This is a genomic window from Pseudomonas sp. D4002 (assembly GCF_013385665.1).
Classification (GTDB): Bacteria; Pseudomonadota; Gammaproteobacteria; order Pseudomonadales; family Pseudomonadaceae; genus Aquipseudomonas.
The window spans coordinates 96,483-110,572 of sequence record NZ_JACAPN010000003.1 but is presented as its reverse complement, the minus strand read 5'-3'; the positions used below and the strand labels follow the sequence as shown (position 1 = coordinate 110,572).

Here is a 14,090-nt window from a genome sequence, read left to right as displayed (position 1 = left end):
TTTAGCAACCTAATTATTGTCTTCGTTCAGGCGCCTCAAAACGGTCCATTACCGCCAGCGAACGCGACGCGCTGAGCACCAGGCCGTAGCTGAGCTTTTCGTAGGTGCGGAACACCAATAGCGTCCCGGCCGGCTCGTCGGGCATCTTCACCGGAGCACCGGTCACTCGGTCCCGAACGGTTTCCCCGGTTTTCACCACGGCCAGCAAATGGCCTTCCGTCAGGCCGTCACGACGGCCCTTGTTCAGCGTCACCGCGTCCAGCACGCCGATCTGCGTCACGCCCCGTGGCACGTCGATGATGTGCCCGGCAGTGGCGCGAGCAGGCATCTGAATCACCAGGCTGGCGAGGTCGGTGGGCGCTTGCTGGCTGAGCAAACGATCCCCGGGACGCACCTCCTGGGTGACGCGCCGCACACCCAACGTGCTGACATCGCCCACCGTCACAAAACGTGCGGTGCCAATGTCGTCGACGTTGATACCCAGCAATTCCTGGCTTTGCGGGTCGGTATAGGCCTTGCCGCGACGGAAGATCCCGTAGCTTTCGGCGGTAGGGTCCAGGGCACCTCGCGCATAAATACGCTCGCCATCGGCGCCCAATACTCGTCCGGCATCTGCTGCAACAATATAGGGAGCGTGCTCCAGTTCCTGGGGGGTATCGAGAATGCGGTTGTGCAGTAAAAAGCGCTGGATGGCCTGCTGCGTATGAAGCAGCAACGGTTGGCCGGCCTGTGGATAGCTCTCGGGAACCTGGCCAACAACGGCCTGGGCCCACAGCAGCAAGACGAGTAGCGATTTCCTCATGGGGTGAATCTCCTTTATTATGTGCATTCGCGTGAAACGCCTTGGCCTTCGCGGCTTTCGGACGTTTTCCCACGGCACTTATTCCGGCACATCAAGGGTCCATCCCCGGCGCCGACTTGCCTTTACCTCACATGTGCAGCAATTACGCTTATGGCTATTTTGAACATCCTCGAATTTCCGGACTCACGCCTGCGCACCATCGCCAAGCCAGTGGCCGTAGTGGACGCCAAGGTTCGTCAGTTGGTCGATGACATGTTTGAAACAATGTATGAAGCCCCGGGTATCGGCCTCGCCGCGACCCAGGTCGACGTGCATCAGCGCGTCGTGGTCATGGACCTGTCCGAAGACCGCAGCGAGCCCCTGGTGTTTATCAACCCTGAGTTCGAAACCCTGACCGACGAGATGGGCCAGTACCAGGAAGGCTGCCTGTCGGTGCCTGACTTCTACGAGAACGTCGACCGTCCCCAGCGCGTCAAGATCAAGGCCCTGGACCGTGACGGCAAGCCGTTCGAGATGATTGCCGAAGGCCTGCTGGCGGTGTGCATCCAACACGAGTGCGACCACCTCAACGGCAAGCTGTTTGTCGATTACCTGTCCACGCTTAAACGCGACCGGATCAAGAAGAAGCTGGAAAAGAAGCATCGCCAGCAAGCTTGATTCCCTTCTTTCAAAGGCTTGCTCCGGCAAGCCTTTTTCTTTTGTGAGACGTTTCCCATGACCGAGCCACTGCGCATCGTTTTTGCCGGCACCCCCGAATTCGCCGCCGAACACCTCAAGGCCCTGCTCGCCAGCCCGTATGAAATCGTGGCGGTCTACACCCAGCCCGATCGCCCGGCCGGTCGTGGGCAAAAGCTGATGCCCAGCCCGGTCAAGCAGCTTGCACTTGAGAACAACATTGTCGTGCTGCAGCCGCCAACCCTGCGCAACGCCGATGCCCAAGCCGAACTGGCTGCGCTGAAGCCGGACCTGCTGGTGGTAGTGGCTTATGGTTTGATCCTGCCTCAAGCCGTGCTGGATATCCCGCGCCTGGGCTGCATCAACAGCCACGCCTCGCTGCTGCCTCGCTGGCGCGGTGCGGCACCGATCCAACGGGCCGTTGAAGCCGGTGACGCCGAAAGTGGTGTGACCGTAATGCGCATGGAAGCGGGCCTGGACACCGGCCCGATGCTGTTGAAAGTCACCACCCCGATTACCGCTGAAGACACCGGTGGCAGCCTGCACGATCGCCTCGCCGAGATGGGCCCGCCGGCTGTCGTCCAGGCCATCGCCGGCCTGGCTGCTGGCACTCTGCAAGGCGAAGTGCAGGACGACAGCCTCGCCACCTACGCCCACAAATTGAACAAGGATGAAGCTCGCATCGACTGGAGCCGCCCGGCCGTTGAGCTGGAACGCCTGGTACGCGCCTTCAACCCGTGGCCAATCTGCCACAGCACCCTCAATGGCGAAGCCCTGAAAGTACTGGCCGCCACCCTGGCTGAAGGCAAGGGCGCCCCCGGCGAGATTATCGGCGCCAGCAAGGACGGCCTATTGGTAGCGTGCGGTGAACAGGCGCTGTGCCTGACCCGTCTGCAATTGCCCGGCGGCAAGGCGCTGAATTTCAGCGATTTGTTCAACAGCCGTCGTGAGAAATTTGCCGTGGGTATCGTCCTGGGCCAATCGGTGGACGCTCAATGAACCCACGTCTGGCCGCCGCCAAGGCCCTGGCCGCCGTACTCAACGGCAAGGCTTCCCTCAACAGTTCGTTGCCGACCCAGCTGGATAAAGTCGAAGACCGCGATCGCGGCTTCACCCAGGACCTGGCTTTCGGCACCGCCCGCTGGCAGCCGCGGTTATCGGCTCTGGCGGCCAAGCTGCTGCAAAAGCCATTCAAGGCGGCAGACGCCGATGTCGAGGCGCTGCTGCTGGTGGGCCTGTATCAACTGCTCTACACCCGCGTGCCGGCCCACGCAGCCATCGGCGAAACCGTCGGTTGCGCCGACAAGCTGAAAAAGCCTTGGGCCAAGGCCCTGCTCAACGCCGTGCTGCGCCGCGCCCAGCGCGAAAGCGAAGCGCTGCTGGCCGAGCTGGAACATGACCCGGTGGTGCGCACCGCCCACCCGCGCTGGCTGCAAAAATCCCTGAAGGCATTCTGGCCCGAGCAATGGGAAGCCATCTGCGCGGCCAACAACGCGCACCCGCCGATGATCCTGCGGGTCAATCGCCGTCATCACACCCGCGACGCTTATCTCACATTGCTTGGCGAAGCCGGTGTAGCGGCCACGGCCTGCGTCTACAGCCAGGACGGCATCGTTCTTACAGAACCGGGCGATGTACGTAACCTGCCCGGGTTCGCCGAAGGCTGGATCAGCGTGCAGGACGAAGCCGCTCAACTGGCCGCCGACCTGCTGGACCTGGCCCCGGGCCAACGCGTACTGGACGCCTGTTGCGCCCCCGGCGGCAAGACCTGCCACATCATGGAAGTGCAAGCAGACCTGGCCGGTGTCGTCGCCGTCGACCTGGAAGCCAAGCGCCTGGTGCGTGTGCGGGAAAACCTCGCCCGCCTGGGCCTCAGCGCCGAGCTGATCGCCGCTGACGGCCGCGACACCGCCACCTGGTGGGACGGCAAGCCGTTCCAGCGCATCCTGCTGGACGCACCGTGCTCCGCCACCGGCGTGATCCGCCGCCACCCGGACATAAAGCTGACCCGCCAACCCGACGACATCGCCGCCCTGGCCGTGCTGCAAGGCGAGTTGCTGGACGCGTTGTGGCCGACCCTCGAAGTAGGCGGCATCCTGCTGTACGCCACCTGCTCGACGCTGCCTACCGAAAACACTGAAGTCATCGAAGCCTTCCTTGCTCGCACCAGCGGCGCACGGGAACTGGACCTCGACATCCAGGCCGGGATCAAGCAGCCTCATGGCCGCCAGTTGCTGGCCCAGGAAGGCGGCCACGACGGGTTCTATTACGCCAAGCTGATCAAGATTGCCGCCGCTCGCGGCTGAATGGTTTTAAGGGAGTGACCGGATGAAAATCATCATCCTCGGCGCAGGGCAGGTTGGCGGTACGCTGGCCGAGCATTTGGCCAGCGAAGCCAACGACATCACCGTGGTCGACACCGACGCGGAGCGCCTGCGGGATTTGGGCGACCGTTTGGATATCCGTACCGTACAAGGCCGCGCCTCGTTTCCTACAGTGCTGCGCCAGGCCGGTGCCGACGATGCCGACATGCTGGTGGCAGTCACCAACAGTGACGAGACCAACATGGTTGCCTGCCAGGTCGCCCACACCCTGTTTCACACTCCGACCAAGATCGCCCGAGTGCGTGAGGCGGCCTACCTGACCCGCGCCGGACTGTTCGACAACGACGCGATCCCGGTCGATGTGCTGATCAGCCCGGAACAGGTGGTGACCCATTACATCAAGCGCCTGATCGAACACCCGGGCGCCTTGCAGGTGATCGACTTCGCCGAAGGCAAGGCACAGCTGGTGGCGGTCAAGGCCTACTACGGCGGGCCGTTGGTGGGCCAGCAACTGCGCCAGTTGCGCGAGCACATGCCCAACGTCGAGACGCGGGTGGCGGCGATCTTCCGTCGCGACCGGCCGATCCTGCCCCAGGGCGATACGGTGATCGAGGCTGACGACGAGGTGTTTTTCATCGCCGCCAAAGCGAACATTCGCGCGGTGATGAGCGAAATGCGCCGTCTGGATGAGACCTATAAACGCATCGTCATCGCCGGCGGCGGGCAGATCGGTGAGCGCTTGGCCGAGGCCATCGAAAGCCGCTACCAGGTGAAGATCATCGAGATGAATCCGGCACGCTGCCGGTATTTGTCCGACACCCTCGACAGCACCGTGGTCCTGCAGGGCAGCGCCTCGGATCGTGATCTGCTGCTGGAAGAAAACATCGCCGACGCCGATATCTTCCTGGCCCTGACCAACGATGACGAAGCCAACATCATGTCGTCGTTGCTGGCCAAGCGGCTGGGGGCGAAGAAGGTGATGACCATCATCAACAACCCGGCCTACGTCGACCTGATCCAGGGCGGCGATATCGACATCGCCATCAGCCCGCAACTGGCGACCATCGGCACCTTGCTGGCCCACGTGCGCCGCGGCGATATCGTCAGTGTGCACTCGTTGCGCCGGGGTGCGGCGGAAGCCATCGAGGCGATTGCCCACGGTGATTCAAAATCGAGCAAGGTGATTGGCAAGGCGATCCGCGATATCGGCCTGCCGCCGGGCACCACCATTGGTGCAATCATTCGCGATGAAGAAGTGATCATCGCCCACGACGACACGGTGATCGCCACGGGCGACCACGTGATTCTGTTCCTTGTGGATAAAAAACATATCCGCGATGTGGAGAAGCTGTTCCACGTGGGCCTGAGCTTTTTCTGATCAAACGGAGTGACCGACATGCTCGAATCCCTGGAAAAAATGCTCGCCAAGGGTGTGGATAACTCACTGCTGCGGTTTGGTTTGGGCAAGGGTTATCTTGATCTGAAGGACAACGCCAAGGCGGCCGAGCATTTGCAGAAATGCGTCGAGTTCGACCCGAAGTATTCGGCGGCGTGGAAGCTGTTGGGCAAGGCGCAGTTGGGGCAGGGTGATAACGCTGCAGCGCGGTTAGCTTGGGAGAAGGGTATTGAAGCGGCCCTGGCACATGGCGACAAGCAGGCCGAAAAGGAAATGACCGTATTCCTGAAGAAACTCGACCGCCAAGTTTAAGCAGAACCCAATGTGGGAGCGGGCTTGCTCGCGAAGGCGTCGTGTCAGTCACCGAATTTGTGTCTGATACACCGCCTTCGCGAGCAAGCCCGCTCCCACATTTTGTTTTGTGCCAACCTTGAGTCAGCCGTAAATCAATACCACCGCGCCTCACCCGGCGGGCGTTTCTTGAAGCGTTTCATGCTCCACATGTACTGGCTCGGGTAAGCCCCCACATAGCGCTCCACCACCTTGCTCATCGCCGCACACGAAGTGGCGGTGTCGGTGCTGTACATGTCTTCCGGCGCCGCTTCCAGGATCACTTTGTAGCCCGAGCCATCCGGCAGCCGCAGGGCATGCAGGAACACCCCGACCGCCTTGTGCCCCGCCAGCATGTTCGGCACGAACTTGCTGGTCAGCGCCTGGGTGGCGAAGAACGGCACGAAGATCCCGGCCGATTCCGCCGGCTCCGGATCCGCAGGAATGCCCACCTGGCCGCCTTTGCGCACTTCCTTGATGACACTGAGGATGCCTTCCTTGGTGGACGCCGCCACGCGGTTACCCAGTTGCACCCGCTGTTTGCGCAGCAAGTCATCCACCGCCTTGAGCTTCGGCGGGCGGTAGAAAATGATCGGTTTGCATTGGCTGCAATAGAAGTGGTTCAACACTTCCCAGTTGCCCAGGTGGCTGGTGATGCCGACCACGCCTTTGCCCGAGGCCAGGGCTTCGTGCAGCACTTCCAGGCCTTCGACCTCGCGCACCAGGTCGATGGAACGCTGGGCCGGCCAGATCCAGGCGCAGGCGCTTTCGGTCAGGGACTTGCCGATGTCCATCAGGCTGCGTCCAACGAGACGCTCGCGCTCGGCCGGATCCATGTCCGGGAAGCATTTGGACAGGTTGATCCGCACCGTCTCACGGGAACGGTTGGGGGTTTTCCACATGATCCAGCCAATTGCCGAACCGACCGCTTGCACCGCGCGCCAGGGCAGCAGGGCAAACAACCGAAGAGCGCCTACCAGCAAGGCGCCTTTAAACTTTTCCACAGGTCACTCCTGATCGTGTGTGGTGCGCAAAGCCGCCATTCTAACCGGCGTTGGCGAGGTCCGCGTAACGGTCGCAGTCCTGAGTGTGGTCCATGACCATGCCCGAGGCCTGCATGAACGCGTAGCAGATGGTCGGCCCGACGAAGGTGAAGCCGGCTTTTTTCAAGGCTTTGCTCATGGCCTCAGCCTCCGGCGTAATGGCCGGGACCTGGCTGCGGTCCTTGAAATGATTGACCTTGGGCACGCCGCCCACAAACGACCACAGAAACTCCACGGGGTCCTGCAGCGCCAGCCAGGCGGCGGCATTGCGCCGGGTGGCATTGAGTTTCAGGCGGTTACGCACGATGCCCGGATCGAGCATCAGCGCTTCGATCTCGGCATCGCTCAGTTGGGCCAGACGCTGCGCATCAAAGCCGAACAAGACCTTTCGATAATGCTCGCGTTTGCGTAAAACGGTGATCCAGGACAGGCCCGCCTGGAACCCTTCGAGCAAAAGCAACTCGAACAGTCCCTGCGCATCGCGCAGCGGCGTTCCCCACTCCTGATCGTGATAAGCCATGTACAGCGGATCTTCAGAACACCAAAAGCAGCGTGGCATAAGGCTCCAGGGGATGGTGGCGCGGCCGAATCGGGTATACTCCCGCTCTTTAAATCGCAGCCCAAGTAACAGGTGAATTTCGTGAGCCAGCCTACGCCAGCCGTGCGTACCTTCCAAGACTTGATCCTCGCCCTCCAGCAATACTGGGCCGAGCAAGGTTGTGTGGTACTTCAGCCCTACGATATGGAAGTAGGCGCCGGCACTTTCCACACCGCTACCTTCCTGCGGGCCATCGGCCCGGAAACCTGGAACGCCGCTTATGTGCAGCCCAGTCGTCGCCCGACTGACGGCCGCTACGGCGAAAACCCGAACCGCCTGCAGCACTACTACCAGTTCCAGGTGGTTCTGAAGCCAAACCCGGACAACTTCCAGGAGCTGTACCTGGGCTCGTTGAAACATGTCGGCCTGGACCCGCTGGTCCACGACATCCGTTTCGTCGAAGACAACTGGGAATCGCCAACCCTGGGCGCCTGGGGCCTGGGCTGGGAAGTCTGGCTCAACGGCATGGAAGTGACACAGTTCACTTACTTCCAGCAAGCCGGCGGCATCGAGTGCTACCCGGTGACCGGCGAGATCACCTACGGTCTCGAGCGCCTGGCCATGTACCTGCAAGGCGTGGACTCGGTCTACGACCTGGTGTGGGCTGACGGCCCGTTCGGCAAGGTGACCTACGGCGACGTGTTCCACCAGAACGAAGTGGAGCAGTCGACCTACAACTTCGAACACGCGAACGTCGAGAAGCTGTTCGAACTGTTCGACTTCTATGAAAGCGAAGCCAAGCGCCTGATCGAACTGGATCAGCCGCTGCCGTTGCCAAGCTATGAAATGGTTCTGAAGGCATCCCACACCTTCAACCTGCTGGACGCCCGTCGTGCCATCTCGGTAACTGCGCGCCAGCAATACATCCTGCGTGTACGCACCCTGGCGCGTTCCGTCGCCCAAGCCTACCTGTTGGCTCGCGCCAAGCTGGGCTTCCCGATGGCCACCCCGGACCTGCGTGATGAAGTGTTGGCTAAGCTGGAGGCTGCACAATGAGTGCTCAAGATTTCCTGGTTGAACTGGGCACCGAAGAGCTGCCACCCAAGGCACTGAATACCCTGGCCGACGCATTCCTGGCCGGTATCGAAAAAGGCCTGCAAACCGCTGGCCTGAAGTTCGCCGCAAAAAAAGTCTACGCCGCGCCGCGCCGACTGGCTGTGTTGCTCACCGCACTGGAAACCCAGCAGCCGGACCGCAGCATCAACCTCGACGGCCCGCCACGCCAGGCCGCCTTCGACGCCGAAGGCAACCCGACTCAAGCCGCCCTTGGTTTTGCCAAGAAGTGTGGCGTCGAGCTGAGCGAGATCGACCAGAGCGGCCCGAAGCTGCGTTTCAGCCAGGTCATCACCGGCAAGCCGACCGCCAGCCTGTTGCCGACCATCGTTGAAGACTCGCTGAACGACCTGCCGATTCCCAAGCGCATGCGCTGGGGTGCCCGCAAGGAAGAGTTCGTGCGCCCGACCCAATGGCTGGTGATGCTGCTCGGTGACCAGGTCATCGACTGCACCATCCTCGCCCAGAAGGCCGGCCGTGATTCACGTGGCCACCGCTTCCACCATCCTGAAGCCGTGCGCATCACCGCGCCCGCCAACTACCTCAATGACCTGCGTGCAGCCTATGTGCTGGCGGATGCCAATGAGCGCCGCGAGCTGATCAGCAAGCGTACCGAAGAGCTGGCCCGCCTGCAGGAAGGCACCGCCATCGTGCCGCCAAGCCTGCTGGACGAAGTGACCGCTTTGGTTGAATGGCCAGTGCCGCTGGTGTGCTCGTTCGAGGAGCGTTTCCTCGACGTGCCGCAGGAAGCGCTGATCACCACCATGCAGGACAACCAGAAGTATTTCTGCCTGCTGGACGTCGACGGCAAGCTGCTGCCGCGCTTCATCACCGTGGCCAACATCGAAAGCAAGGACCCGCAGCAGATCATCGCCGGTAACGAAAAAGTCGTTCGCCCGCGCCTGACTGACGCCGAGTTCTTCTTCAAGCAAGACAAGAAGCAGAAGCTCGAAGACTTCAACCTGCGCCTGCAGAACGTGGTGTTCCAGGAAAAACTCGGCAGCGTATACGACAAGGCCGTACGGGTTTCCAAGCTGGCGGCCTACATCGCGCCACGCATTGGTGGCGATGCTGCCTGGGCTGCGCGTGCCGGCCTGCTGTCCAAGTGCGACCTGGCCACCGAGATGGTCGGCGAGTTCCCGGAGATGCAAGGTGTTGCCGGTTACTACTACGCCCTGAATGATGGCGAGCCGCAGGACGTCGCCCTCGCGCTGAACGAGCAGTACATGCCGCGCGGTGCCGGCGCCGAGCTGCCGACCACCCTCACCGGTGCGGCCGTGGCCATCGCTGACAAGCTGGATACCCTCGTCGGTATCTTCGGTATCGGCATGTTGCCTACCGGCAGCAAAGACCCGTATGCGCTGCGCCGTGCGGCCCTGGGCGTGCTGCGCATCCTGATCGACAAGAAGCTCGACCTCGACCTGACCCAGGCCGTGGTGTTTGCGGTTGGCCAGTTCGGTGCCAAGGTCAAGCAAGCGGGCCTGGCCGAGCAAGTGCTGGAGTTCGTGTTCGACCGTCTGCGTGCGCGTTACGAAGACGAAGGTGTGGACGTTTCGGTGTACCTGTCGGTACGTGCCCTGCAACCAGGTTCGGCGCTGGACTTCGACCAGCGTGTGCAGGCCGTACAGGCCTTCCGCAAGCTGCCGGAAGCCGGTGCCCTGGCCGCCGTGAACAAGCGTGTGTCGAACCTGCTGAGCAAGGCCGACAACCTCGGCAATGCCGAAGTCGACCCGGGCCTGTTTGCCGATGCCAAGGAGTTCTCGCTGAACTCGGCCATCGCCAAGGCAGAAAATGCAGTGAAGCCGCTGATCGCCGAACGCAACTACGCCGAAGCCTTGGCGCGCCTGGCCACCTTGCGTGAGCCGGTGGATGCGTTCTTCGAAGCGGTGATGATCAATGCCGAAGACGCGGGCGTGCGGAAAAACCGCTACGCCATGCTGGCGCGCCTGCGCGGCCTGTTCATCAATATCGCTGACATTTCCGTACTGAGCTGACCATGTTGAAACTGCTAATTCTCGATCGGGACGGAGTGATCAATTACGACTCCGACGCTTACATCAAATCGGTGGCGGAATGGATTCCACTGCCCGGCTCGATCGAGGCCATCGCGCAGTTGAGCAAAGCGGGCTGGACAGTGGCCATCGCCACCAACCAGTCCGGCATCGCCCGCGGCTACTACGACATCGCCACCCTCGACGCCATGCACGCGCGCCTGCGCACGCTGGTGGCCGAGCAGGGCGGTGAAGTAGGGCTGGTGGTGTATTGCCCGCACGGCCCGGATGAAGGCTGCGATTGCCGCAAGCCCAAACCGGGTATGCTTAAAACTATTGCTGAACATTACAACGTGCCGTTGGCTGGGCTATGGTTTGTCGGGGACAGCCTCGGTGACCTGGAAGCCGCCAAAGCCGTCGACTCTCAGCCAGTTTTGGTAAAAACCGGGAAAGGCGAAAAGACCCAGGCTAAAACCCTGCCGGTAGGTACTTTGATTTTTGACGATCTGGCGGCGGTTGCCGCAGAACTTATCAACAACTAGCAGCCCTTCTGACTTCCTGACCAAGGACTGTTCGGGAGCGCGCTTTTAACAGGCGGGCGTTGTCCCGCAACGGTAAATGCCGCCATGTCGATTTTGCAGGCCATCAGAACCTTCTTCTTTTACCTGCTGTTGGGCACCAGCTCCTTTCTCTGGTGCACCCTGAGCTTTTTTATCGCGCCTTTCCTGCCGTTCAAGGCGCGCTATCGTTTCATCAACGTCTTTTGGTGCAACTGCGCGCTGTGGTTGACCAAGGTGTTCCTGAACATTCGTTTCGAGATCAAGGGCGCCGAAAACGTCCCGGACCAGCCTTGTGTGATTCTGTCGAACCACCAGAGCACCTGGGAAACCTTTTTCCTGTCTGCGTATTTCTCGCCCCTGAGCCAAGTGCTCAAGCGTGAGCTGCTGTACGTGCCATTCTTCGGCTGGGCCATGGCCATGCTGCGACCGATCGCCATCGACCGCGACAACCCCAAGGCCGCACTCAAGCATGTGGCCAAGAAGGGCGATGAGCTGTTGAAGGATGGGGTTTGGGTGCTGATCTTCCCTGAAGGCACACGCGTGCCCTACGGCACTGTGGGCAAGTTCTCACGTGGCGGTACGGCCCTGGCGGTGAACGCCGGGCTGCCGGTGCTGCCGATTGCCCACAACGCCGGCAAGTTCTGGCCAAAGACCGGCTGGGCCAAGCGTCAAGGCACCATCACTGTAATCATTGGCGAGCCCATGTATGCCGAGGGCGAAGGCCCACGTGCCATTGCAGCGCTGAACGACCGTGCCCAGGCATGGAATGAAGCGCAACAAAGGGCCATGGGTTCGTTGCCGCCGGAGCCGGTTGTGGTCGACACGCCGGTGATTTGAGTTTCTGTGGATAACCTGTGTACGGTTTGTTGGCGAATTGCTCTTTTTAGCTCATAGGCTGCTGATTTACTTACATATTTCCCAAGCTCATAAAACAGCGGAAAAGGTGCATAAGTTTTTCCCGCATTAAAAAACCGGTCCCTGAGACCGGTTTTTTATGCACAGGTGAAAAGCCGCGATTCAGTCTCGCCACAATGGCAGCTGAAGGATGAAGGTCGTACCTTTATCCACCTCGCTTTCGCAGCGAATTCTCCCACCGTGACGATCCACGACGGCCTTGACCATGGTCAGCCCCAACCCCAATCCTTCACTGCCCTGAGCCGAGGCGAAGCGCCGGTATTGAGCGAAGAGTTCGGGCAAATCCTGCGGGGAGATTCCTCGCCCCTGGTCGCTGATGCGGCACTCCAACGCGTCTTCATGGCGGGTCAGGCTTAACGTAACGGTGGTGCCCGATGGGCTGTATTTCACCGCATTTTCCAACAGGTTGAATAAGGCGCGGGTCAGCAGCGATTGATCCGCCCACACCATTTCTTCGCCGTCTTCATCCAGGTGATGGACCAGGCGAATGCCTTTCAACTGGGCGTGCACTGCGACTTGATCAAATGCGTCGAGCACCAACATGGCGAACAGGCTGGGCTGGAATTGGTAGCCATCGGATTCGGCTTTCGCCAACTGCACGAATGATTCGGTCAGGTTCAGGGCACGGCGGACTTGTTGTTCGATCTGCGCAAATATCGGCGCGGCGGTGTCCTGAACATCCAACAGGGCCAGGATCGCCGAATGCGGCGCACGCAAGTCATGGGACAGAAAGCGCAACAGGGTCTCCCGTTGCTGCTGGGCATCACGCTCAATGCTCAGGTCTGTGAGGCTCAGCAGCCAGCCCAGGGCCACGTCACCGTCTGCGGGCAGCAGCGGCGCCAGGTCGAGGCGCAGGCTGCGGTCAAGGGTGTCGCGGAACTCGACAATCTCCAGCGTCGACAGGGCAGGGCGAACACCGTCCTGCAGCGGTGGATAACCTAATGCGGCGAGCTGATCCAAGAGGTTTTCGGCCACCAGTTCATTGCCGAACACATCGCGGGCAATTCGATTGGCCAGCAGGATGTTGCCCTTGGGATCGGTAATCAAGGTTGCTACAGGCAAACATTCCAGCCCATCGGCCATGAAGCGACGAGTGTCCCGGGTACGGCTGACCGCTTGTTCGAGGGCGAAGATTCGTCCCTGCAATACATCACCCTGGCTGGCGGGCGCTCGACGGCGCTCCGGGAGCACTTTGGGCTCGTTGTCCAGGCGTGCCAGTTCCCAGCCGAAGTAGGCCAGGATCACGCTCAGGCGCCGCCAGTTCCAGATCAGATAACTGAGCAACATGCCAACCAGACTTGCTGCCGGCGACCACCAATGGCCCAGGCGCAACAGGCCCCAAGAACCCAGAAGCGCAGCCCCCATGCAACCGAGGGTCAGCCACAGTGCATAACGCGGGCGAAACAGCAGAAGGCCCAACAGCACCGCGACCATCGCGGTGGCCAGTAGCGTCGCCATCCACACGGGCAGATCGACAATACTGCGCCCTTGCAGCAAGCCATTGAGAATATTTGCCTGGATCTCCACGCCCGGGGTGGTGCCGACACTGGCCGAAAGCGGCGTAACATAACGGTCGCCCATGCCCGGTGCCGTAGCGCCAATCAGGATCAAGCGGTCGCGCAGCAACTCGGATGGCACCTCCCCGCGCAAGACACTGATATACGGCACGCTGGGAAAGCCGGCATGACTGGCAATAAAAGGAATTCGAATGGCATTTTCCCGCTGCCAGCTGGAGCTTTCCGACGGACCAGGTGCGCCCGGCATTCCGGATGGCTGGCCGCTCAGTTCAAACGCCAGCCAGGCTAACTGCGGTGTCAAATTACCGGGTGGACCTTCACGCAAATACAGGCTTCGAACGATGCCGTCGCTGTCCGCTTCCACGTTGATATGGCCGACGCTACGGGCGCAATCACGCAAGGGCAACACAGGCAGGATTTGCGCCACAGGCTGGCCGTAGCGCGGCGAACCTTCACGAATCAAAGGCAACAGGACGTTGCCAGCGTTGCACATAGCCTCGGCCAGGCGCAGGTCATTGGCTGGCTCCCGGGCGGGCTCGCTGAAGATCACATCAAACAGGATGCCGGCAGGCTTGGCGGCGCTCAGCCGATCAAGCAGGTCGGCATGCACACGTCGGGACCACGGCCATTGGCCGAGCTCCTTCAGGCTTCGGTCGTCGATCGTTACCAGCAGGATGCGTGGATCCACCGATAAAGGCGCCAGCCGGCGGAGGCTATCATACAGCAGGTTATTGAGGGCCAGGCCAGGGCTCAGGGACAGGAAGGCCGTGATGGGTAATAGCAACAGGCTGACCCACAGCCATTCGCGCACCAGGCCATTGAACAGCCGCTGAGCCTGAGTCGGTTGGCGCTTTTCAGCCCTGTGCCACAGCCTCACCGGCTCGCG

At 61.2% G+C, this 14,090-nt stretch carries 13 protein-coding genes; 9 read left to right on the top strand and 4 right to left on the bottom strand.

Annotation, left to right across the window (positions count from 1 at the left end):
* Nucleotides 1-13: 13 nt before the first annotated feature.
* Nucleotides 14-802, bottom strand: coding sequence for a hypothetical protein (locus HX824_RS01485; RefSeq protein ID WP_008439565.1), 789 nt, complete (start codon nucleotides 800-802; stop codon nucleotides 14-16).
* 150 nt (nucleotides 803-952) lie between these two features.
* On the opposite strand from HX824_RS01485, the gene def reads away from it, so the two are divergent.
* The 5 genes from def to HX824_RS01460 are packed head-to-tail and all read left to right on the top strand — an operon-like array spanning nucleotide 953 to nucleotide 5,509.
* Nucleotides 953-1,459, top strand: a complete 507-nt coding sequence (gene def / locus HX824_RS01480; protein WP_003213617.1) for a peptide deformylase — start codon at nucleotides 953-955, stop codon at nucleotides 1,457-1,459.
* Nucleotides 1,460-1,516: 57 nt separating this feature from the next.
* The gene (gene fmt / locus HX824_RS01475; RefSeq protein ID WP_177054056.1) at nucleotides 1,517-2,476 is read left to right on the top strand and encodes a methionyl-tRNA formyltransferase; all 960 of its coding nucleotides are present in this window, start codon (nucleotides 1,517-1,519) and stop codon (nucleotides 2,474-2,476) included.
* A complete protein-coding gene (gene rsmB, locus HX824_RS01470) occupies nucleotides 2,473-3,783 on the top strand; it encodes a 16S rRNA (cytosine(967)-C(5))-methyltransferase RsmB (protein ID WP_102604438.1) in 1,311 nt (436 codons plus the stop codon). The genes fmt and rsmB overlap by 4 nt, the downstream gene beginning before the upstream one ends.
* Nucleotides 3,784-3,805: 22 nt before the next feature.
* A complete protein-coding gene (gene trkA, locus HX824_RS01465) occupies nucleotides 3,806-5,179 on the top strand; it encodes a Trk system potassium transporter TrkA (protein ID WP_003213611.1) in 1,374 nt (457 codons plus the stop codon).
* A gap of 18 nt (nucleotides 5,180-5,197) precedes the next feature.
* Complete coding sequence (locus tag HX824_RS01460) at nucleotides 5,198-5,509, top strand: lipopolysaccharide assembly protein LapB (protein WP_134325483.1); 312 nt, start codon at nucleotides 5,198-5,200, stop codon at nucleotides 5,507-5,509.
* A 134-nt stretch (nucleotides 5,510-5,643) separates the two neighbouring features.
* Here HX824_RS01460 and HX824_RS01455 read toward each other — a convergent pair whose 3' ends face one another.
* A complete protein-coding gene (locus HX824_RS01455; protein WP_003213605.1) occupies nucleotides 5,644-6,531 on the bottom strand; it encodes a lysophospholipid acyltransferase in 888 nt (295 codons plus the stop codon).
* 40 nt (nucleotides 6,532-6,571) lie between these two features.
* Nucleotides 6,572-7,129: a DNA-3-methyladenine glycosylase I gene (locus tag HX824_RS01450; RefSeq protein WP_087694571.1), complete on the bottom strand. Its 558-nt coding sequence runs from the start codon at nucleotides 7,127-7,129 to the stop codon at nucleotides 6,572-6,574.
* Between the two features lie 81 nt (nucleotides 7,130-7,210).
* Here HX824_RS01450 and glyQ point away from each other — a divergent pair, with 81 nt between their 5' ends.
* The 4 genes from glyQ to HX824_RS01430 all read left to right on the top strand — a co-directional run bounded on the left by glyQ (nucleotide 7,211) and on the right by HX824_RS01430 (nucleotide 11,609).
* Nucleotides 7,211-8,164, top strand: a complete 954-nt coding sequence (glyQ, locus tag HX824_RS01445) for a glycine--tRNA ligase subunit alpha (protein WP_003213601.1) — start codon at nucleotides 7,211-7,213, stop codon at nucleotides 8,162-8,164.
* A complete protein-coding gene (glyS, locus tag HX824_RS01440; RefSeq protein ID WP_003213599.1) occupies nucleotides 8,161-10,215 on the top strand; it encodes a glycine--tRNA ligase subunit beta in 2,055 nt (684 codons plus the stop codon). The genes glyQ and glyS overlap by 4 nt, the downstream gene beginning before the upstream one ends.
* A gap of 2 nt (nucleotides 10,216-10,217) precedes the next feature.
* Nucleotides 10,218-10,754 (top strand): D-glycero-beta-D-manno-heptose 1,7-bisphosphate 7-phosphatase, encoded by a 537-nt coding sequence (gene gmhB, locus HX824_RS01435; protein WP_166742131.1) that lies wholly within the window; start codon nucleotides 10,218-10,220, stop codon nucleotides 10,752-10,754.
* Nucleotides 10,755-10,838: 84 nt separating this feature from the next.
* Nucleotides 10,839-11,609 carry a 1-acyl-sn-glycerol-3-phosphate acyltransferase gene (locus HX824_RS01430; RefSeq protein WP_087694572.1) on the top strand — a complete coding sequence of 257 codons (771 nt, stop codon included), beginning with the start codon at nucleotides 10,839-10,841 and terminating at the stop codon, nucleotides 11,607-11,609.
* 180 nt (nucleotides 11,610-11,789) lie between these two features.
* On the opposite strand, the gene HX824_RS01425 is transcribed toward HX824_RS01430, so the two are convergent.
* Entirely contained in the window at nucleotides 11,790-14,081 is a 2,292-nt protein-coding gene (locus tag HX824_RS01425) for a CHASE2 domain-containing protein (protein WP_177054055.1), read from the bottom strand.
* Between the last annotated feature and the right edge of the window lie 9 nt (nucleotides 14,082-14,090).

Coding starts and splice junctions, on each gene's coding strand:
- HX824_RS01450 (WP_087694571.1), bottom strand. CDS start 7,129: ATGCCACGCTGCTTTTGGTGTTCTGAAGATCCGCTGTACATGGCTTAT.
- HX824_RS01485 (WP_008439565.1), bottom strand. CDS start 802: ATGAGGAAATCGCTACTCGTCTTGCTGCTGTGGGCCCAGGCCGTTGTT.
- HX824_RS01430 (WP_087694572.1), top strand. CDS start 10,839: ATGTCGATTTTGCAGGCCATCAGAACCTTCTTCTTTTACCTGCTGTTG.
- trkA (WP_003213611.1), top strand. CDS start 3,806: ATGAAAATCATCATCCTCGGCGCAGGGCAGGTTGGCGGTACGCTGGCC.
- rsmB (WP_102604438.1), top strand. CDS start 2,473: ATGAACCCACGTCTGGCCGCCGCCAAGGCCCTGGCCGCCGTACTCAAC.
- def (WP_003213617.1), top strand. CDS start 953: ATGGCTATTTTGAACATCCTCGAATTTCCGGACTCACGCCTGCGCACC.
- gmhB (WP_166742131.1), top strand. CDS start 10,218: ATGTTGAAACTGCTAATTCTCGATCGGGACGGAGTGATCAATTACGAC.
- HX824_RS01460 (WP_134325483.1), top strand. CDS start 5,198: ATGCTCGAATCCCTGGAAAAAATGCTCGCCAAGGGTGTGGATAACTCA.
- glyS (WP_003213599.1), top strand. CDS start 8,161: ATGAGTGCTCAAGATTTCCTGGTTGAACTGGGCACCGAAGAGCTGCCA.
- fmt (WP_177054056.1), top strand. CDS start 1,517: ATGACCGAGCCACTGCGCATCGTTTTTGCCGGCACCCCCGAATTCGCC.